Genomic DNA, 22353 nt, shown 5'->3' on the forward strand with positions numbered 1-22353 from the left:
TTTTCTAAAAACATTTCTTAATTATTATCTCTTAAAAAAATCCAAAAGCAAATTTACAACGGTATAATTATTGATAATTTTACATTTAAATTCAAAAAAGTTAAGAAATGAAAAGCTTAGTAAAAATATGTGTTCTATTTATAACTACTATAATTTATGCACAAGATCCAGTAGAAACAAATCTTGAAGAATTTAACGAATTAAAAGTTTACGATTTAATTCAGGTGAAACTTGTAAAGTCTAACGAGAATAAAGCAGTTGTTTCCGGAAAGAATAAAAACAATGTGGTGCTGACTAATAAAAACGGCGTGCTTAAAATTAAAATGGAATTCGAAAAGATCTTTGATGGTGATGCTACCGAAGTGGTTTTATATTACACCTCATTCGATATCATCGACGTTAATGAAGGTGCTAAAGTAGAGAGTGAAGACGAGATAAAACAATTTGAAGTTAATTTACGAGCTCAGGAAGGAGGTATTATTAATGTACCGGTTAATGTTTCAGTAATAAATATAAAATCGGTTACCGGTGGTATTGTTGAAACTAAAGGAACAGCAAAGGAGCAAACTATTGCACTTAGAACTGGTGGTATTTGTAAAGCCACCAATTTAGAAACAAAATATACAGATGTAACGGTTAACGCAGGGGGTGAAGCTTATGTAAGAGCATCAGATCAGGTTGATGCTACAGTGCGTGCTGGTGGAAATGTGTATGTTTATGGAAAACCAACAACCATTAACGAAACTACTGTTATTGGAGGGAAAGTACATCGAATGAATTAAGTAAAGTAATTTAATAAAAAGGGGTTGTGTAAAATTTTACACAACCCTTTTTTATGTTTTTAAATAATATTATTCTGTTGTAATTTCAAAAGTTCCGGTAAATTTTCCTTTTACACGACCCTTGTTATTTAATAATTTTGCAACATAGGTGTAAGTACCTAATGTACCATCGATATCTACTAATGTAGCAGGATCTATCGTATAGGAGCTTCTACCAGATATTGTTAAAGGGAATGCGTTTGATGTTGTTTGATTATCAGGATTGGTTATATCAATGTTAACTGTGTAAGAAGCCGTTTTTTTGGAAGGATTTTCTACAACAATGTCTCCAAGTATTATTCTATTATCTCCGGTGTTTGTATTACCTGCTGAATAAATATGATGGGTAATACTGGTTGTACATCCTGCATAAGTACAAGATTCATAATATTCTAAAGTATATCCATCTTTTGAAGCAAGAACATATGTATAAGGATATTCAGATTTTATTACAGACCCTGGATATAGTGCAGCCACTTCATTAGGTGTCATGTTATCTGTTGCACCAGAAGTAGTAGACCATTTATTTTCATCTAATATATTATTTTGATTGATATCTATATTTGTTACTAAGTCGTCACTGTTAAAAGTAACTGTTATTACACCAGTTTCTGGAGTTAACCTAAAAGAACATTCAGAAGCAGTGCCACAAATATTACCGCCTAGAGCAGTATGAATATCATTTCTACTCATGCCTAAGGTAATAATATTTCCTACACCTTGATTTTCTATAATTTCAATTGTATTAAGATTAATTTTAAAAGCAGCCTCATTATCAAAAGTGTCTTCCGCATTATTGTCACACGCAAAAATAGTTAGTACTAATAAAAATAAGGGAATAATTTTTTTCATGATTAATTTTAATTTAGTTAATAATAGTTTTTCGGGTAAGGCAAAACCGATAAGCACCTTAAAATAGTAAATTATAAAAATAAACAGGTAAATATTAGCTTATCTGTTATTTTAAATCGAAGAAATCATCTTTTTTTATTAAAATGCTAATGATTTATATTAAACTTTAGTTTTTATACTGTTAATTGTAATAATTTAATTTTAAAATATTCCTTTACTTTGTATTGAAACTCTCGCACGATTATGTTTGATGATATTTTAGCGGCTATTCCTTTTGGCATTGTATTGGCATTTACAATAGGTCCGGTATTTTTTGTACTTCTTGAAACCAGCATAACCAAAGGCTTTAAAAGTGCCTTAATTTTTGATTGTGGTGTGATGCTTGCCGATGTTATTTTTATTTTGGTAGCTTTTTTTAGTACCAGTAAATTACTCGATAAAATTAAAGACGATCCTAACTTTTTAATTTTTGGTGGTGTGCTATTAGTGGCTTATGGAATTATTTCGTTTGTAAAAACCTCCAAATCATTTAGAGACATTGTTCGCGAATATCACAAAGTGGAAATTAAAAAGGGTTACGGAAAATTATTTTTAAAAGGATTCCTTCTTAATTTTATAAATATAGGTGTGCTTTTGGGGTGGGTAGCGTTTATAGTTTTAGGAAATTCATTAACCACCTCTGAAGATGGTGTTATTGTCTTCTTATCAACGATTTTAATTGTGTACTTTTTAATCGATTTAATAAAAATTGCGGTGGCAAAAAAATTACGTCATCACTTAACACCACGTTTAATATTCAAAACCAAAAAAATTATTGCCTTAGTTATTTTAGGATTTGGCGTATTATTACTTACCCAAGGGTTCTTCCCAAAAGAAAAGGAACTCATTAAAGAAAAACTGGAACAGATAAATCCTGTGAATAGGTAAAGGTTAACTTGACGACCAAATATTTTTTAATTTAAACCAAAAGCTTATTGTTTTGTCTGAGTTATTATTTGATTGAAGTTTTGATTCAAGTACTGAGAATTCAATTTTATAGTGTTTTAAAAGATTTATCAGATTTGTGATGACAATTGGTTTGTTTAAAAGTATTTGTTCTTTATTTTTTGATAAAGCAGAATTTTCTAATAGTTTAAAATAACTACCTATTTGTTCTTCAAGTTCTGTATATCTTTTTTTATTATACCTCTGAAGAATTCTTCTTGAAATTAAAATCTCGTTTGATGGGTTTCTAATTCCCCAGTTTTTCCCAACATCTCGCATAGTTTTATCGATACTATTTAATAGTTTAATTTCTAAACTAATTTGGTATTTAAAAAAAGTTTCATCGTTGTTGAATAAATCAGTTGGAAAGTATACGTTATCAAATAATTGTTCAATATTTAATAAATTTATTCTGGCTAATGCTGCAGATTCAAAACACCAATAACCATCAAACATACCGTTCTTAGTTGTTGACATAATATTAAAATATGAAGGACTTAAAGATTGAAACCACTTATTATGATAAGTAGATAAATTGTCGGTTGTTATTTTTTTTGAGTTAATTAAATCTTCAAGTTTTTTATACTGTTTTAGACTATATTTTGATTCTTTAATTGAATGATTTTTAATTTTAAAGTTTAAGAAAATATCAAATAATTTATATTCAATATTATAAAATTCCAGAAATTTACTCAAAGATGTAAAATATATTATATCTCCATTTATTAAAACTCCAATTGATAGAATGTTTAACATTAAGTTATGGAAATCAAGACTTAATTGATTTGTAACTATTACTTTTTTGTGTTTTGGATAAGTAAACTTTACAAAATTTTCTTCCCATTTTTCACCTGTTAGTCCATCAACAATTTTTTCAAAAATTGGTTTTAGTTCAATAATTTTATCACCTCTGGAATATTTTGCAACTAACTGATGATATAAATTATATAACTGATCTTTTTTCGCATAAGCTAATTTATTACCAGATAATTCACCTTCTTGAATTTTTAGTTGTTGTTTTTCGAATGTTCTAATTTTTGCGGAAATGTATTCATCAAAATACTCCTTTTCCCTAAAAACCGATCTAGTCATATATTTTAGGCTTTTTTTAAATGGACCTTAATAGTTTTGTTTTATGTCTATTTAATAGACTAAACAATTTACTCATTTTTCTTACAACCTAAAATAAAAGCATAAAAAAACCTTCAAGACTTCTTGAAGGTTTTTTTGAGGCGTCGAGCGGATTCGAACCGCTGTAGCAGGTTTTGCAGACCTGTGCCTAAGCCCCTCGGCCACGACGCCATTAATTTTAATAACAGTTATATTAATTTCGATTTCAAAGTAAATCTACAAAAAATATGACAACTGCCGTTAAGCGGTTGCAAATGTAAAAAAAAATAAGACTTTACAATAACTTAAAATTAATTTTTACGCGATAATCGAGATTTATAGATTTAAGTTTCTTTCTCGGAATGAAAAATCAGTTATTAATTAACGTCTTATTGGTTTAACCTTTATAGTCTTTACGTCTGTCCATCATTTTAATGGTTACTTTCTCCACATCGCCACCAATAGGCGGGTTTAATTTACTAACCCAAACTGTTGCTTTTCTAACCAGTTGATCTTCATTAAAAATACGATCTAAAATACGACGGGCTACCGTTTCTAATAGATGCGAAGGCACAGCCATTTCTTCTTTTATAATTCGGTTTAGTAACACGTAATCTACCGTATCTTTTAAATGATCAGATTTAGCCGATGGTTGTAAGTCGGCTTTAACTTCTAAATCTACACGGTAATCGCTACCAATTTTAGTTTCTTCTTTTAAACATCCGTGGTAAGCAAATACCCGAATATTTTCAACTTTAATAATGCCCATAGTTTATGTGAATAAATCAAAAATATTACTCAACGCGCTGGTACTGGCTTTATAGAATTCGGTATAAGTACAATTGGAACAGGTTACCGAGGTAAATTTTTTGTTTTGAACATCAAAAATTTTCGATAAGGTGCCGCCGGTTGCACGTATTTCACCAACTTCAAAAGTGGTATTAGCACATTTAGGGCAAATGTAGTTAGTATTTTTCATTGTTATAAGGTGTTTTACAAGATTTAAATGATTAGTAACGTTTCCTTAAATTTTGTTACGCTTCTAGAAGTATATTCATCTATAATAACTTGTTTTTATGTAATTTTGAGCCTTATTTAGTTGAAATAAATTTCACGTATGTCTGAAGAAAGAAAATCGCTCAATTTTTTAGAGCAAATTATAGAAGAGGATTTGGCTAATGGCATGCCAAAAGAAAACTTAAGATTTCGTTTTCCACCAGAACCAAATGGGTATTTGCACATTGGTCATACTAAAGCTATTGGTATTAGTTTTGGTTTAGGTGAAAAATATAATGCACCTGTAAACCTTCGTTTCGACGATACTAACCCAGCTAAAGAAGAGCAGGAGTATGTTGATGCTATTAAAGAAGATGTCGCTTGGTTGGGGTATAAATGGGATAAGGAATTATATTCTTCAGATTATTTTCAGCAGCTTTACGATTGGGCTGTTCAATTAATAAAAGATGGAAAAGCCTATGTCGATTCGCAAAGTAGTGAAGCGATGGCCGAACAAAAGGGTACACCTACGCAACCTGGTGTTGATGGACCTTACAGAAACCGTACGGTAGAAGAAAATCTTGATTTATTCGAACGTATGAAGGCGGGTGAGTTCAATGAAGGCGAACATATATTACGTGCTAAAATAGATATGCAACATCCTAATATGTTGATGCGTGACCCTATTATGTATCGTATTTTAAAAAAACACCACCACCGTACTGGTGACGATTGGTGTATTTACCCAATGTACGACTGGACACATGGTGAAAGTGATTATTTAGAACAAGTATCACACTCCTTATGTTCATTAGAATTTAAACCGCACCGTGAACTATATAACTGGTTTAAAGATCAGGTGTACGATTACAGTAAAACTGAATATCCATTATTGCCAAAACAACGTGAGTTTGCCCGTTTAAACTTAAGTTATACTATCATGAGTAAGCGTAAGTTGTTACAATTGGTAAATGATAAGGTTGTTGCTGGTTGGGACGATCCGCGTATGCCAACAATTTCAGGTTTACGTCGTCGTGGTTATACGCCTGCAGCCCTTAGAAAGTTTGTTGAAACCGTTGGTGTGGCTAAACGCGATAATGTGATAGATGTATCGCTTTTAGAATTCTGTATTCGTGAAGATTTAAATAAAACCGCGCCTCGTGTTATGGCGGTTTTAGATCCGGTAAAAGTGGTAATTACAAACTACCCTGAAGGAAAAGAAGAGTGGTTTGATTCTGAGAATAATCCGGAAGATGAAACGGCTGGTTCAAGAAAAGTACCGTTTTCAAGAGAAATTTATATTGAAAAAGAGGACTTTAAAGAGGAAGCTGGTAATAAGTTTTTCCGTTTAAAATTAGGTGGCGAAGTGCGTCTAAAAAATGCATACATTATTCAGGCCAACGATGTTATAAAAGATGCTAACGGAGAGATTACAGAAATTCATTGTACCTATTCTGAAGACACCTCTAAAAAAGTAAAAGGTACCTTACACTGGGTATCGATTAAGCATGCCGTTAAAGCTGAAGTTCGTGAGTACGACCGCTTGTTTATGGACGAGGCTCCGGATAGTCATCAGGATAAAGATTTCATGGAGTTTTTAAATCCGGATTCATTAAAGATTATTGAAGCCTATGTTGAGCCAAGTCTGGTTGAAGCCAAAGTTGGTGACCGATTCCAGTTTCAGCGTTTGGGCTATTTTAATGTCGATAACGATGCAACTTCAGATCATTTAGTATTTAATAAAACCGTTGGTTTACGTGATACCTGGGCTAAGCAAAAGCCTGTAAATACACAAAATACTACACAGAAGCCACAACAAAAAAATCAACCTCCTAAGAAAAAGGCGATTGATGTGATTCAGCAATTAGGTAAAAAATATACCAATTTACCTGAGGCTAAACAGCAAAAGGTAAAGGCTGAAATTTTAGAATTAGCTAAAGAAATAAGTTACGAAGAGCTTCAACCCTTATTTAATACGGCAGTTAAAAAAGTAGGAACGCGAATTGCTGTGGCTTTGGTTTTAGGAGTGTTATTAGAACAAGGTTTAGAAAAGAATACAGATGTTGAGGAATTCATTGATAAAGCCTTAGAAGATAAAAACGATATTCTAGTAGCAGAGGCACAGACCTTATAATCGGTATTTTGCTATTCGATTATAACTTGTAAATTCCATAATTATTTTAGCTATATTTAAAGTATCTAACTGTAACTAAAATAATTATGGAATTTAATTTATTAGCAATTATTGTTGCCGCAATTTCAGCTTTGGTTGTCGGGGCTGTTTGGTATAACCCAAAAGTATTTGGCACTGCCTGGATGCAGGCTGCAGAGATGACCGAAGAAAAAATGAAAGGCGCTAACATGGGTAAAATCTTTGGATTAGCCTTGTTGTTTGCATTCTTTTTAGCTTTTGCACTTCAGATTTTGACTATTCATCAAACCGGAGCCATAAGTATGGTTGGTGGCGATGTTGAGAATGCCTTACCGTCATTTCACGCTTTTATGGATGATTATGGAACTGCGTTCAGAACATTTAAACATGGTGTGTTACATGGTGTTATAGCGGGTATTTTTATAGCACTTCCCATTCTTGGTACCAATGCACTTTTTGAACGCAAAAGCGGAAAATACATTTTAATTAATTCTGGGTATTGGATTGTAACCTTGGCTTTAATGGGAGGAATTATCTGTGCATGGCAATAATGTTGTAATTTTTATAGATATTTAAAGACTGAAGCGATTTAATCTTCAGTCTTTTTTTTGCCTTGAGATATATGTATCACATCTATAATACAGTTTCCGATTTACCCGATTCCTGGGATGGTTTAGTTAAACAGGATGTTTTTTTTCAGTCGGATTATCTAAAAGCTTTAGAAGTTTCTGCTCCGGAAAATATTAAGTGTTATTATGTAGGTATTTTTAAAGCCGACAACTTAGTTGGTATAGCGATAATACAACGGGTTCAGTTGTATTTAAAAGATATGTTTCGAAATTCAAAGGTATCTTGTGTGAAAGACTTTTTAAAGGATCAGGTATCAAGGATTTTAAAAGGGAATATTCTTGTGGTTGGAAATTTGATGCACACCGGGCAACACGGTATGTTATTTATAAAAGAGAATATCAGTCAATCAGAATATTTAAAATTAATTTTTGAGGCTTTAAACGATATAGAAAACCAAATTAAACAAGACGAAAATAAAACCATTCGAGCGGTCGTGTTTAAGGATTACTTTTTAGAGGATACGATACATTCTGAAGTTGATTTTTTTAAATCACATGGGTTATATCAAGTCGCTGTACAACCGAATATGATTATGGAGGTAAGGTCTGGATGGACTAACTTTCAGGATTATATTTCAGAGTTAAATAAAAAATATAGAACGCGTTATAAACGTGCCAGAAAAAAGTTTAACGGTATTAAAAGTCAGGAATTACATCTTGATGCTATTGAAAACAATCAAAATCAACTTTATGCACTGTATTTAAATGTTTCAGATAATGCCAAGTTCAATACGTTTATTCTTTCTCAAAATCATTTTTATCAATTAAAACTTCAGCTTAAAGAACGATTTAAAGTTTTTGGGTATTATTTAAATAACGAGTTGGTCGGGTTTTATACGTTAATACTAAATGGTAACGATTTGGAGACTTATTTTCTGGGTTATGACTGCGAACATCAATATCCTAATCAATTGTATTTAAATATGCTTTACGATATGGCGGAATACGGCATTAATAATCATTTTAAGAATATTGTGTACGCCAGAACAGCCATGGAAATTAAGAGTTCGGTAGGAGCAGAAGCTAAACCTATGGTCATGTATTTAAAGCATACTAATTCTGTTTTAAATGCACTTTTAAAAGAGATTTTCGGTTTAATGAACCCTAAGCAGGACTGGCAGCCCAGACACCCGTTCAGGTAGTGTTAAAGTGCTTTGTTAAATGGTTTAAAATTAATAACTTATAGCTATAGTTTATTTTTAATTTATGAGTCATGAAACCTTTAACGAAAACACTTTCAAAAATTTCGCATCTTATCCGTTATATTGAAACCGATTATCCGGAATTGTATCAGCATCTTGATGAAACCCCAGTAACACTTTCCAGTCATATGGGAGCGCAGATGGATACCGATTCGATGCAAAATTATTTAGAAACCCTCAAAAGTATATTACATAATTACAAGCTTGAAAAAGGTATTATTGCTGCGTCATAACATTATTTTATTCTCTGTACTTGTAATAGTTACTTTGTTTAAAAGCAACATGTTTTTTCTTCAGTAAAACATGCGGAATCGTTTATGTCCTTTTATTGTCTTTTTAAAGGATTAACTTTCGTAGGTAAATAAGCTTTCCTATTTTTAGATTTTAATTCCACAAAACCTTAGAATGAGTATTAGAACCCTGATATTAGTTATTATGAATAGCTTAATTTTTTTAGTGGTTCTGGTGTTATCTATTACTTTTTATCATCAGTTTTCAAAGGTTTTAGATGATAGAATATTACTGCAGTTAAATTCTATAAAAACCCTTAAAAAGGTTCAGATTGAAAAATTAATTAACGACGAATGGTTGGTCTTTAATAATGAAGTAGAAAGTTATATCCCTAACGATACATCTGACGTTGTTTTACCAAAAGGGATGCATTTTAAGTCCGGAATTTACGATTTAACTCCTTATAGCACATCAGGTAAAACGTCTATTGGGTTAATTCTTAATAAAAATGGTACTCCTGTTTTTAAGATTGTAGATTACAATAAAATAAAATCCATTTTATTGGAGCGTACAGGAATGGGGAATACCGGTGAATCGTATTTGGTGGGAGAGGATTTTTATATGCGATCGCCATCGCGTTTTTATCCCGATAAGCGGCCAACTACGATAAAGGTGGAAACCAAAGGTGTGATAAATGCCCTTTCTGGAAACGAAGGTCGGGCGATTATACAAGATTATCGTGGGGTTGATGTGTACAGTTTATTCAGCCCTATTGAAATTTCTAATCTTCATCTGGCTATACTTTCAGAAATCGATACCAGCGAAGTAAATGCACCATTAAAAAAGTTAAAAGTAAGGCTTACCGGTTTGATTGTGATTACCATGCTTATCGCTGTTATTCTATCTTTGTTTTTAACTAAAATTATCACCAGACCGATTATAAACATGCAGAAGAGCCTTAAAATTATGGCTGCTGGCGATTATAATAAAACCAACACCTTTAGTAAGAATTCAAACGAAATTAAGGAAATGTTTGATGCCTTAGATAATCTTAAAAAATCGCTTCAAGGTGCTGTTAAGTTTTCTAACGAAATGGGGGAGATGAATCTCAATTCAGAATATGTTCCAAAAGGTGATAATGATTTATTAGGAAAAAGTTTATTAAAAATGCGAGATAAACTTATTGAGTTCAGGAATAACGAAAATAAGAATCGTATTAATACTAAGCGTTTACTGGTTGATGGTTTAGAAAACGAAAGGCAGCGCTTATCGCGAGAGTTACACGATGGAATTGGTCCTTTGTTAACCTCCTTAAAATTTTACATTGAAAATCGTATTGAAAGTAAAAAGAAACGTACTGAAATGAAACAACTTTTAGATACGACAATTACCGAAATCCGAACGATGTCTAATGCGTTAATGCCATCCACCATAGACGATTTTGGGGTTGGTGCGGCATTATCTAATTTTGTTGATAGTGTAAAGCAATTCTCTGATATCGATATTGAATTTGAAGATTTAACCAATCCGGAACAAAGTAAAATAACAAAAAATCAGGCCATCAATATTTTTCGAATTGGTCAGGAACTCATCAATAATTCCTTAAAACACGCACAAGCAAAACACATTAGGTTAACCTTATCAGAATTCGAAAATTTCATCTCCTTTTTTTATTTTGATGATGGTATTGGTTTCGATTTAAATACCGTAAAATTAGGTTCAGGAATTATCAATATTAAAGAGCGTGTTGAAATTTGTAATGGAGAAATTGATATAAATTCCAAAGCAGGCCGAACAACGTTTGAAATAGAATTACCCATTAATCATGACACAAATTAAACTTATTATAGCCGACGATCACGAACTATTTAGAAATGGTTTAATAGAATTATTGAAGAAATACGACGATGTTTCTGTGGTTAAAAGTGTAGCTGATGGAAAGGAATTTATTGAAGCTATTAAAGAAGATGATGATATAGATATTGTCTTGTTAGACATTACTATGCCTAATATGGATGGTTTTGAGGTTTTAAAGCAAATAAAGGATTTAAATACCAATGTAAAGCCTATAATCATTTCTATGCATAACGATGGTAATTATATTGCAAAGTGTGCTAAAAGTGGCGCATATGGTTATTTATTAAAGAATACAGACCAGGAAGAACTGATTAAAGTCATTCGTATTGTCCATCAGGGGAAAAAGTATTTCAGTCCTGCTATTACAGAGAAGATGATCAACTTTATGTCGGTACAAAATGTGAGTGAAAATATTCTTTCTAAAAAAGAAAAGGAAGTATTAGGGCTCATTGCAGAAGGGCTCACCACTAAAGAAATTGCAGCTCAATTATTTGTAAGTAGCCGTACTATTGAAACCCACAGAGCTAATGTTTTAAAGAAACTGGAAGTAAAAAACACTGCCGAATTAATAAAAAAAGCCACCCTTTTAAATTTAATATAAAGTGAACGTATCCGTATTTATACGGATATAAATTACGTGATTTCTCATATATGTAAAACCTTGAGTTTGCCTGTAACTTTGTAGCGAACATTAAATTTTATATATCATGAAAAATTTATTATTTATCCTAGCATTCGTGTTTGTTTCATTTAGTGCATTTTCACAAGATAGAAGCGATCTAAAAGGACCTGCATATAAGAATTACAAGCCTTGGAAACACAAAACAGAAGCTAAACCTGTTTTTACTTCAAATACAAAAACAGATTTAAAAGGACCAGAATATAAAAACCGCAAAGTATGGAAAAAGTCTGAAGAGGCATCTTATACTCAAGTTGTGGTTGAAAATAAAAAGGCTAACTTAATGGGGCCGGCTTATAAAAACTACAAGCCAAATAAAGAGAAAGAGGTTAGTATTGTCGCTGCGAATGAATAGAGAGCATTAACAGCGTCATAATTTTTTAGTTAATTAGGATAAAAAAAGCATTTCAATTTTGAAATGCTTTTTTTGTTTTATAGAACTATGTTGAGTTTATGAGTCTTTTTTCTTTTTGTTTTCTTTCATAGCCTCACCAATCTGGTTACTGGCCGTAAAACTTGCTACCATATCGTTTAGCATGTTGCTACCGGCTTGTGGTGAGTTTGGAAGTAATATCAGGTTGCTGTTGGTTTCGCTACCAATGGCCTGCAAGGTATCGTAATGCTGAGTGACTACAATTAAGGCAGAAGCCTCCTGACTGTTAATACCAACGCGATTTAAAACGTCTACCGATTCTTCTAAACCACGCGCTATTTCACGACGCTGATCGGCAATACCTTGTCCTTGTAAACGCTTACTTTCTGCTTCGGCCTTTGCTTTTTCAACTATTAAAATACGTTGAGCATCCCCTTCGTATTGTGCGGCTGTTTTTTCACGGTCGGCAGCATTAATACGGTTCATGGCTGCCTTTACCTGTGGGTCTGGATCGATATCCGTTACCAGGGTTTTAATAATATCGAAACCATAATCCAGCATCGCGTCGTTTAATTCGGCTTTTACAGCTAAAGCGATATCATCTTTTTTTACGAAGACGTCATCCAATTTCATTTTAGGGACTTCGGCACGAACCACGTCGAAAACATAACTGGTAATTTGATCGTGCGGATAATCGAGTTTATAAAAAGCATCATACACTTTATCTTTAATGACTTTGTACTGTACCGATACTTTTAAACGAACAAAAACATCATCTAACGTTTTGGTTTCAATAATAACATCGAGTTGTTGAATCTTTAAACTGAGTCTTCCAGCAATTTTATCTACCAATGGAATTTTTAGTTGCAAACCAGAGTGTCGGATGCTTTTAAACCTGCCAAAGCGTTCAACAATAGCTGCTGTTTGTTGTTTTACAGTAAAGAAGGAAAATATCAGAAGGACAATTCCTAAAAACAGAATAATGGGCAATGAGAATGACATAATGTGTTATTTAATAAGTTAGAATAAATTAAGATACTAAAATTATATGTTATATTTGGTTACAAACCACTAACCGATGAATTTTAAGCAATCTTTACTATTAGTAGCATTTATGCTATGTTTTGTTACAAAAAGTTTTTCTCAACATCGAAATTATCGCATTACTAATGGGTTTTCCATTTTTGGTGGAATGACTCAGTTAGATATCACGACAGACAATTTTACCACCAGTAAGGAATGGGGTTTTCTTGGAGGTATGTGGGCTACGGTCGATATTCCACACCGTTGGTATAATGTAAGTTTTGGTATGCAGCTTTCCGAAAGTAAAATGGGGATTTCAGCTAGAGAAATTCAAACTGTTTCGGAGGAAACCTTCGTAGATTATAAAATGTTTGTTGCTCAAATTGCTTTGTTGGGGCATATTAAATTAGGTACGCCGGATGTGACGATTGATTTAGGTCCGATGTTTCAATACAACAGTGATTTGGAAATGAAGAATAAAGATTATGAAAGTTATTATGTAAATAATTATATCAATTTGCAAGCCTCTGAAATTGGAAGTATTTCAAACTTTAATTTGAACGGTGTTGCTGGTATAACAGCAGGTTATAAATATGTGAAATTACGGGCCCAATACATTTATGGAGCTACTAATATTTTGAAACGTTTAAACTCTAAAGATTTAAATACAGAAGGAGGGAAGTCAACATTTAAAGGCAACCAAACCATGTTGGTTTTAGGGTTGAATGTGTCTTTCTAAAATGAAATGATATAAAATAGAAAGGTCTAAAAGGCATTTAAAACTGTCATTCTGAATTTAGTTCAGAATCTCATATTATATTTCTCAAATAAAGAGAACCTGAAACAAGTTCAGGTTCACAAAAAACTACTTTTTAGACCTTTTTTATGATGGTAAATCTGTTGTTACAGTGTTGCGATAACGTTTTGAATACGTTTAATAGTTTCTTCTTTGCCAATCATATAAATGATATCGAAAACATCAGGGCCTTGTAAAGCGCCTACTAAAGCTAAACGTAATGGCATCATGACTTGTCCAAAACCAATTTCGTTAGACGTAATCCAGCCTTTAATCTCGTTTTGAAGCGCTTCTGCGGTGAAATCTTCATTGGCTTCAATAATTGATGCCACTTGAGTTAAAATATCTTTAGTACCGTCTTTAAAAGCTTTTTTAGAGGCTTTTGCGTCGTATTCTGTTGGAGCTGTAAAGAAGTAGTGGCTTAGGTCCCAAAAGTCGCTTACAAACGTTGCGCGTTCTTTTACTAAGTCAATAACCATGGCAATATAATTCACATCAATATCGGCTAATTCCCAACGTTGTGCTTTAAAAGCTTCAGCTAAGTCTTCATTAAATTGCTCTTGCATATAATGGTGATTAAACCACTTTATTTTATCCGGATCGAAACGTGCTCCCGCTTTATTTACGCGTTCTAAATCGAAGGCTTCAATTAATGCATCTAAACTAAAAATTTCCTGCTCCGTACCAGGATTCCATCCTAAGAAAGCTAAGAAGTTCACCACTGATTCTGCGAAATAGCCATCTTCTTTATAACCACGAGATACTTCGTTGGTTTTAGGATCGGTCCATTTTAATGGAAATACAGGAAACCCTAATTTGTCCCCGTCACGCTTACTTAATTTTCCTTTTCCGGTAGGTTTTAGAATTAATGGCAAGTGCGCGAACTCCGGAGCTTCCCATCCAAAAGCTTCGTAAAGTTGATAGTGCAAAGCTAAACTTGGTAACCATTCTTCACCACGAATAACATGTGAGATTTCCATTAAATGGTCGTCCACAATATTTGCGAGGTGGTATGTTGGCATACCATCGCTTTTAAATAGAACTTTATCGTCTAAAATGTTCGTGTCTATTTTAATATCACCACGGATAATATCTTTTAAATGAAGGGTTTCATCTTGTGGACTTTTAAAACGAATCACGTAGTCCTCGCCAGCATCTAATTTCGCTTTCACCTCTTCCGCATTAAGCGATAATGAGTTGCTTAATTTTAGTCTGTTATGCCAGTTGTAGATAAAGGTTTTTCCTTTTTCCTCATGGTCCTTTCTATGGGCATCTAAAGCTTCGGCAGTATCAAAAGCATAGTAGGCTTTGCCTTTAGCAATTAATTCTTCAGCGTATTGCTTATATAAATGCTTGCGTTCACTTTGTCTGTAAGGTCCAAATTTTTCGTTTTTATCAACCCCTTCATCAAACGGGATACCACACCAGTTTAAAGCGTCGATAATATATTTTTCTGCGCCTTCAACATAACGGTTTTGATCGGTGTCTTCAATTCTTAAAATAAAAGTACCGTTGTGTTTTTTGGCAAATAAATAGTTAAATAAAGCAGTACGAACTCCACCTATGTGAAGTGGGCCGGTTGGGCTTGGTGCAAAACGCACACGAACATCTTTAGTCATGTTTGAAAAATTTGCTGCAAAGATACAATTAACACATTATTATAAAGACTCTAAAAAATAAAATTGTAGCTTTATAAGTTATAAAGCTAATAACTGTGACGAATTTTAAGAACATACAATTAAAGCTTGAAGGGTTTATAAAGCGGTATTATTATAATGAATTACTCAAAGGAGCTATCCTGTTTTTTGCTATAGGATTACTGTTTTTTTTAGGCACCTTGTTGGTTGAATATATGTTGTGGTTAAATACTACGGCGCGTACAACTTTATTCTGGGGCTTTGTGCTTGTTGAGTTAGGGTTACTTATAAAGTTTATAGTTTGGCCGTTAAGTAAGTTATTTAAACTTCAGAATGGCATTAATTACGAACAGGCTAGTAAAATTATTGGCACACATTTTCCGGAGGTAAATGACAAATTATTGAATGTACTTCAGTTATATGAGAACAGCGATAAAAGTGAATTGTTGTTGGCGAGTATAGATCAGAAATCTTTCGAACTTTCACCCATCCCTTTTAAGTTGGCTGTGAATTTTAAAAGCAACCTCAAGTATTTAAAATATGCTGCTATTCCTGTTGTAATTTTATTGGTTGTTTTTTTTACCGGAAATATAAATTGGTTTAGTGATAGCTATAAACGTGTTGTGCATTATAAAACAGCTTATGAACCACCAGCACCGTTTCAGTTTTTTGTGGTTAATGAAAATTTAAACGCTTTAGAGGACAAGGATTTTAAGCTTTTAGTTAGAACCTCTGGTAGTATTGTTCCAGAAAATGCGCAAATAGTTTATAATGACGAAACGTATTATTTACAGCAAACTGGAGTAGGGGAGTTTGAATATGTATTTTCTAAACCAAAGGATGAAATTACATTTCGATTAGCAGCTAATGATGTTACTTCAAAACCCTATACCGTAAAGCTTATAGAGGTGCCTTCCTTGTTAGATTTTCAAATGATTTTAGATTATCCTGCGTATACCAAAAAGCAGGATGAAGTGTTAAAGAGTACCGGTAATGCTGTTGTTCCTGAAGGAACTAATGTGAGTTGGAAATTAAAAGCAAAATCCACCACGCAGGTGCATCTGTATGCTACAGATACTATCTTATTTTCTAAAGATAATGATGCATTCCAAACATCCAAGCAGGTGTTTAATAATTTGAATTATAGTTTAAGTACAAGTAATGAGAATTTAAAGAATTATGAAAACCTTGGTTTTACAATCGACGTAATTAAAGATGCTTATCCTGAATTAAATATTAAAATGGAAAAAGATAGTCTTGATTTGCAGACTTTATATTTCTACGGGCAGATTAGTGATGACTATGGATTTAGTAAATTAGAGATGGTGTACTATCCTGCTGATGACGTATCTGATGTTAAAACTGTTGATATAAAAGTGTCCGGTTCAAATTTCGACGAATTTATTACATCTTTCCCTTATAATATTGATATTCAGGATGGTATATCTTATGAATTGTATTTTCAAGTCTCTGATAATGATGTAGTTAACCGTTTTAAAACAGTAAAATCCAACACGTTTAGTTATAGAAAACGAACTTTAGATGAAGAGGCTCAAAAAAATTTAAATGAGCAGAAGGAAACTATAAAAGATCTGAATAAATCCTTAAAGAATTTTGAGGAACAAGAAAAACAATTAGAGCAATTATCCAATACGCAAAAGGAAAAGGAGATTCTAAATTTTAATGATAAAAAGAAACTTGAATCTTTTTTAGAACGCCAAAAGCAGCAGGATCAGTTGATGAAAAACTTCAATAGAAAGTTAAAAGATAATATTGAAAATTTTCCCCAAGATGAAAAAGAAGATCCGTTTAAGGAGGATCTAAAAAAGCGGTTAGATGAGAACGAAGAAAAGTTAAAACAAGACGAACAATTACTTGAAGAGTTAGAAAAGTTTAAGGATAAAATTACCAAAGAGCAATTAGCTAAACGCCTTGAAGATTTAGGTAAACAAAATAAAAATAAAAAACGTAGTTTGGAGCAGCTTTTGGAATTAACCAAACGTTTTTATGTGCAACAAAAATTGGATAAATTAAAAGAAGATTTAATGCAAATGGCCATTGAACAGGATGAATTATCCAAACAAAAACCAGAAGAAAACACTAAAGAAAAACAAGATAGATTAAATAAGGAGTTTAAAGATTTTACTCAGGAATTAGAAGAATTACAAAAGGAAAGTAAAGGATTAAAAAAACCGATGGATATTCCTCAGGATAAATTGGAGGAAAACGAAATTAAAAAGGAACAGCAATCGGCATCTGAAGCGTTGGAGCAAGAACAGGAAGAACAAAATACTGATGATTCACCAAAAGATTCTAAACCAAATAAGAATATGCAAGATGCTCAGAAAAGTCAAAACAAAGCTGCTGAAAAAATGAAACAAATGAGCGAACAAATGCAGGCTTCTATGCAAGCGGGTGGAGGTGAGCAGATGCAGGAAGATGTAGATATGCTTCGTCAGATTTTAGATAATTTAATATTATTTTCTTTTGATGAAGAGGCGCTTATGAATCAGTTTAAGGCAATTGAAGAAGGGCATAGTAAATATGCTAATTATCTTAAAACCCAGAATAATTTGAGAGAACACTTTGAGCATATTAACGATAGTTTGTTTGCTTTGTCTTTACGTCAACCAAAATTATCAGAACAGGTCAATAAGGAAATTACAGAAGTGTATTATAATGTCGATAAGGCTTTAAATTATTTTGCGGAAGGACAATTGTATCAGGGGATTTCCAACCAACATTTCACTGTTACAGCTGCTAATAATTTAGCTAATTTTTTAAGTTCCGTTTTAGATAACATGGAGGAACAATTAAACATGTCACAGAGTTCTAGTGGACAGGGTGAAATGCAATTGCCTGATATTATTATGAGCCAGGAGCAATTGAATGAAATGATGGAAAAAGGCATGAAACAAAGTGAGGAAGGAAAGCCGAAAAACGATAATGAACAAGGGCAGCCTAAAGATGGACAAGGGGATAAGGAAAATGAAAAAGGTGAGCAAGGTAAGCCTGGGGAGAAAGGGAAGAATAATGAAAATGGAGAAGGAAATAGTGAAGAACTTAATGGAATGTTATATGAAATTTATCAACGACAGCAGGAGCTTAGAAACGCGCTTGAAGAGCGTATGGCTAAAGAAGGTAAAGATGCTAACACAGAGCGTTTAGTTAGGTCTATGGAGCGTGTTGAAATGGAATTATTAAATAAAGGGTTTACTAATCAAACCCTTCAAAGGATGATGAATTTAAAACATCAATTATTAAAATTAGAAAACGCTACCTTACAGCAAGGAGAAAATAATAAGCGTGAATCTGAATCTAATAATAAGACGTTTCAGAATACTTCAAATAATCCATTACCAAACGCTAAACAATATTTCAATACTACCGAAATATTGAATAAACAAACCTTACCTTTGCAGCCGGATTATAAAAAGAAAGTTCAAGTTTATTTTAAGCAAAACAATGATTAATTTCAATTACGAAACCGATTTCAATATCGAGAATGAAGACCAATTGGCTACCTGGTTAACCGGGGTTATTTCTAATGAAGGATTTAAGTTAGAAGAGATAAATTATGTGTTTTGTGATGATGAATATTTACATAAGTTAAATGTTGAGTTTCTGGATCACGATACGCTTACTGATATTATTAGTTTTGATTATACGGTGGGTAAACTGATTCAAGGAGATATCTTTATTTCGGTTGAGCGAGTAAAGGATAATGCTAAAGATTTTGAACAAAATTTTGATAAGGAATTACAACGGGTTATTGTTCATGGTGTGCTTCATTATTGTGGTTATAAAGACAAAACTGATGATGAGTCTAAGTTGATGAGAGAGAAGGAAGACTTCTATATTAATCAGCTGGTTTAATATTCAGGAAATCAGTGTATATTTGCAAACTCAAATTTAAAAATTGTATTGTGTTCCACGTGGAACAATCTTAAAAAGTAAAGTTATGTTTAGTGATGTATATGATGTTATAGTTGTTGGTGCTGGTCATGCAGGGAGTGAAGCTGCTGCTGCTGCTGCCAACATGGGAAGTAAAACATTACTTATTACAATGAACCTTCAAAACATCGCGCAAATGTCATGTAATCCTGCAATGGGAGGAATAGCAAAAGGACAAATTGTTCGTGAAATTGATGCGCTTGGAGGGTATAGTGGAATTGTTTCCGATACCTCGGCTATTCAGTTCAAGATGCTAAATAAATCTAAAGGGCCTGCTATGTGGAGTCCGAGAGTGCAGAGTGATCGTATGCGTTTTGCAGAAGATTGGCGCATGCTTTTAGAGGGGACTCCTAATCTGGATTTTTACCAGGAAATGGTTTCGGGTCTACTAATAGAAGGAAATCAGGTTGTAGGTGTAAAAACATCACTTGGTGTAGAAGTGAAGGCTAAATCTGTTGTGCTTACTAATGGAACATTTTTAAATGGATTGATTCATATTGGAGATAAGAATTTCGGAGGTGGTAGAGCTGGTGAAAAAGCTGCAAAAGGAATCACTGAGCAGTTGGTTGATTTAGGTTTTGATTCGGGTAGAATGAAAACTGGAACACCACCACGTGTTGATGGTCGTTCGTTAGATTATACTAAAATGACTGAGCAACCCGGTGATGAGAATCCTGAGAAATTCTCTTATTTAGATGTTACAAAACCGTTGGCGAAACAGCGATCTTGTCATATGACTTATACCAGTGAATTGGTTCACGATTTACTTCGTGAAGGTTTCGATAGATCACCTATGTTTAATGGTAGAATTAAAAGTTTAGGACCTCGTTACTGTCCATCTATCGAAGATAAAATTAATCGTTTTGCAGATAAAGATCGTCATCAGTTATTTATTGAGCCAGAAGGGTGGAATACCTGTGAAGTGTATGTAAATGGTTTTTCAACATCCTTACCTGAAGATGTTCAGTTTAAAGCGTTGCGTTCAGTCGCTGGATTTGAAAATGTGAAATTCTTTAGACCAGGTTATGCTATAGAATATGATTATTTTCCACCAACGCAATTGAAGCATACTTTAGAGACGAAGTTAATTAGTGGGTTGTATTTTGCTGGACAAATTAATGGAACAACTGGATATGAAGAGGCAGCGTCTCAAGGTTTAATGGCTGGTATAAATGCCAGTTTAAAGGTACAAGAGAAAGAAGCCTTTACGTTAAAACGAGATGAAGCTTATATAGGGGTGTTAATTGATGATTTAATTACCAAAGGTACCGAAGAACCATATCGTATGTTTACGTCGCGTGCTGAGTATCGTACATTGCTAAGACAGGATAACGCTGATTTAAGATTAACACCAAAAGGTTTCGAGATTGGTTTAGCCTCTGAAAAGCGTTTAAGACGTATGGAAGAAAAGCACGAGGCTGCAGAAAAATTTGTAACCTTTTTTGAAGAAACAAGTGTAAAGCCTGAGGAGATAAACCCAATATTAGAGAGTAAAAATTCCTCAGCGGTTAAACAGTCTGGGAAGCTATTTAAAATTTTTGCACGTCCTAATATTGAGATGGAGGATGTTCGAAAAGTGGATAGTGTAGAACAGTATATTCAAGATAATAATTTAGATCGAGAGGTTATCGAACAGGCCGAAATTCAGGTCAAATATTCTGGATATATAGCCAAAGAAAAAAACAATGCCGATAAATTAAGTCGATTAGAATATGTGAAAATCCCAGAGAATTTCGATTATTCAAAAATTAAATCTATGAGTTTTGAAGCACGCGAAAAACTAAAAAAGATTCAACCAACAACGGTGTCGCAAGCGTCAAGAATTAGTGGTGTTTCTCCTAACGATATTTCCGTATTATTGGTTTACATGGGAAGATAATTTTTTAAACGTTCCACGTGGAACGTTTATTTTTTTACTCAAAAAGACATCTTGTTATATTCATTTCAATATTAATTTTCTAAAAATAGTTGAGCATTCGTGGTGAAAGAAAACGAAACTAAAGTGTATTTAAAAGTAAAAGATCATTCCGTTACAGGAGAAGAATTTAGTTTAGTTCAAAATTCAGAATACGGTTTTTTAGAAACCGTGCCTCAACCCAGTTTAGAAAAATTACCAGATTATTATAAAAGTGAAGATTATATTTCACATACTGATGCCAAACGAAATGCTTTTGAAAAAGTATACCATCTGGTTCGTTCGTATGCGTTAAATAAAAAATTACAATTAATAAATTCCTTTCAATCGGAATCTAAAACTATTTTAGATGTTGGATGCGGAACAGGCGATTTTTTGCAAACTGCACAAAACAATGGTTGGACCATTTTTGGAGTGGAACCAAACAAAGAGGCGAGGGGAGTGGCAAATCAAAAAACAAACGATTCCGTTTTTGATATCGATCAACTTTTAAAATTTGAACCGCACAGTTTCGATGTGATTACCCTTTGGCATGTTTTAGAGCATTTGCCAAATTTAGAAGAACAAGTTTCTGTTTTTAAAACACTTTTAAAACCAAATGGGACTTTGGTAATTGCTGTTCCAAATTTTAAAAGTTATGATGCCAAATATTATAAATCGTTTTGGGCTGCTTTCGATGTCCCGAGACATCTATGGCATTTTGATGCAAATTCTATTTCTAAGTTATTTGCAACCGTTGCAATGGAAGTTGAAAAAATTAACCCCATGCTATTTGATGCGTTTTATGTAAGCTTACTTTCTGAAAAATATAAATCAGGAAAAATGAATTTTATAAAAGGTTTTTTTGTGGGGCTACAATCAAATATAAAAGCATTAACCACAAAAGAAGCGTCGTCACTTATTTATATACTTAAAAACGCTAAAAAATAGTTTTAAGGCTTTATTTGCTTTTTAATACCTTTATGATGATAAAACACCTGTCTTAATTTTTAAAGTGTCTTAAATCGCTTAAAAACGGGTTGTTTTTTATAAGTCTTTCTTATCATCATTTATTTTATAGATAAGAATTATTTATTATTTAAATAAAACTTAATTTTTATCGATTTATAGATTACTTTGCTACATTTGGCTTAATTAAATTA

The 22353-nt window shown here is 32.9% G+C and carries 20 protein-coding genes and 1 tRNA gene; 14 read left to right on the top strand and 7 right to left on the bottom strand.

Features of this window, described 5'->3' with window-relative positions:
- Positions 1 to 107: 107 nt before the first annotated feature.
- On the top strand, positions 108 to 782 hold the full coding sequence (locus ICJ85_RS04720; protein ID WP_188222628.1) for a head GIN domain-containing protein: 675 nt from the start codon (positions 108 to 110) through the stop codon (positions 780 to 782).
- A 69-nt stretch (positions 783 to 851) separates the two neighbouring features.
- On the opposite strand, the gene ICJ85_RS04725 is transcribed toward ICJ85_RS04720, so the two are convergent.
- Positions 852 to 1673 carry a hypothetical protein gene (locus tag ICJ85_RS04725; protein WP_188222629.1) on the bottom strand — a complete coding sequence of 274 codons (822 nt, stop codon included), beginning with the start codon at positions 1671 to 1673 and terminating at the stop codon, positions 852 to 854.
- A gap of 243 nt (positions 1674 to 1916) precedes the next feature.
- Here ICJ85_RS04725 and ICJ85_RS04730 point away from each other — a divergent pair, with 243 nt between their 5' ends.
- Complete coding sequence (locus tag ICJ85_RS04730; RefSeq protein ID WP_188222630.1) at positions 1917 to 2600, top strand: LysE family translocator; 684 nt, start codon at positions 1917 to 1919, stop codon at positions 2598 to 2600.
- 3 nt (positions 2601 to 2603) lie between these two features.
- Here ICJ85_RS04730 and ICJ85_RS04735 read toward each other — a convergent pair whose 3' ends face one another.
- From ICJ85_RS04735 to ICJ85_RS04750, 4 genes are all read right to left on the bottom strand, one after another.
- A complete protein-coding gene (locus ICJ85_RS04735) occupies positions 2604 to 3749 on the bottom strand; it encodes a PoNe immunity protein domain-containing protein (protein ID WP_188222631.1) in 1146 nt (381 codons plus the stop codon).
- A gap of 138 nt (positions 3750 to 3887) precedes the next feature.
- Positions 3888 to 3959 (bottom strand) — tRNA-Cys (locus ICJ85_RS04740).
- A gap of 205 nt (positions 3960 to 4164) precedes the next feature.
- Positions 4165 to 4536 carry a dihydroneopterin aldolase gene (gene folB, locus ICJ85_RS04745; protein WP_188222632.1) on the bottom strand — a complete coding sequence of 124 codons (372 nt, stop codon included), beginning with the start codon at positions 4534 to 4536 and terminating at the stop codon, positions 4165 to 4167.
- A gap of 3 nt (positions 4537 to 4539) precedes the next feature.
- Positions 4540 to 4746, bottom strand: coding sequence for a zinc ribbon domain-containing protein (locus tag ICJ85_RS04750; RefSeq protein WP_188222633.1), 207 nt, complete (start codon positions 4744 to 4746; stop codon positions 4540 to 4542).
- Positions 4747 to 4884: 138 nt separating this feature from the next.
- Between ICJ85_RS04750 and ICJ85_RS04755 the strand changes: the two genes are divergently transcribed.
- From ICJ85_RS04755 to ICJ85_RS04785, 7 genes are all read left to right on the top strand, one after another.
- The gene (locus ICJ85_RS04755; protein ID WP_188222634.1) at positions 4885 to 6897 is read left to right on the top strand and encodes a glutamine--tRNA ligase/YqeY domain fusion protein; all 2013 of its coding nucleotides are present in this window, start codon (positions 4885 to 4887) and stop codon (positions 6895 to 6897) included.
- A gap of 86 nt (positions 6898 to 6983) precedes the next feature.
- The gene (locus ICJ85_RS04760; protein ID WP_188222635.1) at positions 6984 to 7466 is read left to right on the top strand and encodes a DUF1761 domain-containing protein; all 483 of its coding nucleotides are present in this window, start codon (positions 6984 to 6986) and stop codon (positions 7464 to 7466) included.
- A 71-nt stretch (positions 7467 to 7537) separates the two neighbouring features.
- Entirely contained in the window at positions 7538 to 8686 is a 1149-nt protein-coding gene (locus ICJ85_RS04765) for a peptidogalycan biosysnthesis protein (protein ID WP_188222636.1), read from the top strand.
- A gap of 71 nt (positions 8687 to 8757) precedes the next feature.
- Positions 8758 to 8979, top strand: a complete 222-nt coding sequence (locus ICJ85_RS04770; RefSeq protein WP_188222637.1) for a hypothetical protein — start codon at positions 8758 to 8760, stop codon at positions 8977 to 8979.
- 172 nt (positions 8980 to 9151) lie between these two features.
- Positions 9152 to 10816, top strand: a complete 1665-nt coding sequence (locus tag ICJ85_RS04775; protein ID WP_188222638.1) for a sensor histidine kinase — start codon at positions 9152 to 9154, stop codon at positions 10814 to 10816.
- Entirely contained in the window at positions 10803 to 11435 is a 633-nt protein-coding gene (locus tag ICJ85_RS04780; RefSeq protein ID WP_188222639.1) for a response regulator, read from the top strand. The genes ICJ85_RS04775 and ICJ85_RS04780 overlap by 14 nt, the downstream gene beginning before the upstream one ends.
- A 106-nt stretch (positions 11436 to 11541) precedes the next feature.
- The gene (locus ICJ85_RS04785) at positions 11542 to 11868 is read left to right on the top strand and encodes a hypothetical protein (protein ID WP_188222640.1); all 327 of its coding nucleotides are present in this window, start codon (positions 11542 to 11544) and stop codon (positions 11866 to 11868) included.
- 96 nt (positions 11869 to 11964) lie between these two features.
- Here the strand turns inward: ICJ85_RS04785 and ICJ85_RS04790 are convergent, their stop codons facing one another.
- Positions 11965 to 12888 (bottom strand): SPFH domain-containing protein, encoded by a 924-nt coding sequence (locus tag ICJ85_RS04790; protein ID WP_188222641.1) that lies wholly within the window; start codon positions 12886 to 12888, stop codon positions 11965 to 11967.
- Between the two features lie 76 nt (positions 12889 to 12964).
- On the opposite strand from ICJ85_RS04790, the gene ICJ85_RS04795 reads away from it, so the two are divergent.
- Entirely contained in the window at positions 12965 to 13648 is a 684-nt protein-coding gene (locus tag ICJ85_RS04795; RefSeq protein WP_188222642.1) for a hypothetical protein, read from the top strand.
- A gap of 164 nt (positions 13649 to 13812) precedes the next feature.
- Here the strand turns inward: ICJ85_RS04795 and gltX are convergent, their stop codons facing one another.
- On the bottom strand, positions 13813 to 15324 hold the full coding sequence (gene gltX / locus ICJ85_RS04800; protein WP_188222643.1) for a glutamate--tRNA ligase: 1512 nt from the start codon (positions 15322 to 15324) through the stop codon (positions 13813 to 13815).
- Positions 15325 to 15419: 95 nt separating this feature from the next.
- On the opposite strand from gltX, the gene ICJ85_RS04805 reads away from it, so the two are divergent.
- The 4 genes from ICJ85_RS04805 to ICJ85_RS04820 all read left to right on the top strand — a co-directional run bounded on the left by ICJ85_RS04805 (position 15420) and on the right by ICJ85_RS04820 (position 22141).
- Positions 15420 to 18815 carry a DUF4175 family protein gene (locus tag ICJ85_RS04805; protein ID WP_188222644.1) on the top strand — a complete coding sequence of 1132 codons (3396 nt, stop codon included), beginning with the start codon at positions 15420 to 15422 and terminating at the stop codon, positions 18813 to 18815.
- Positions 18808 to 19218 carry an rRNA maturation RNase YbeY gene (ybeY, locus tag ICJ85_RS04810; RefSeq protein WP_188222645.1) on the top strand — a complete coding sequence of 137 codons (411 nt, stop codon included), beginning with the start codon at positions 18808 to 18810 and terminating at the stop codon, positions 19216 to 19218. Before ICJ85_RS04805 ends, ybeY begins: the two co-directional genes overlap by 8 nt.
- Before the next feature lie 85 nt (positions 19219 to 19303).
- On the top strand, positions 19304 to 21175 hold the full coding sequence (mnmG, locus tag ICJ85_RS04815) for a tRNA uridine-5-carboxymethylaminomethyl(34) synthesis enzyme MnmG (protein WP_188222646.1): 1872 nt from the start codon (positions 19304 to 19306) through the stop codon (positions 21173 to 21175).
- Positions 21176 to 21274: 99 nt separating this feature from the next.
- Positions 21275 to 22141, top strand: a complete 867-nt coding sequence (locus tag ICJ85_RS04820) for a class I SAM-dependent methyltransferase (RefSeq protein ID WP_188222647.1) — start codon at positions 21275 to 21277, stop codon at positions 22139 to 22141.
- Positions 22142 to 22353 lie beyond the last annotated feature (212 nt).

It is taken from the genome of Aestuariibaculum marinum (assembly GCF_014596975.1).
GTDB classification, from domain to species: Bacteria; Bacteroidota; Bacteroidia; order Flavobacteriales; family Flavobacteriaceae; genus Aestuariibaculum; species Aestuariibaculum marinum.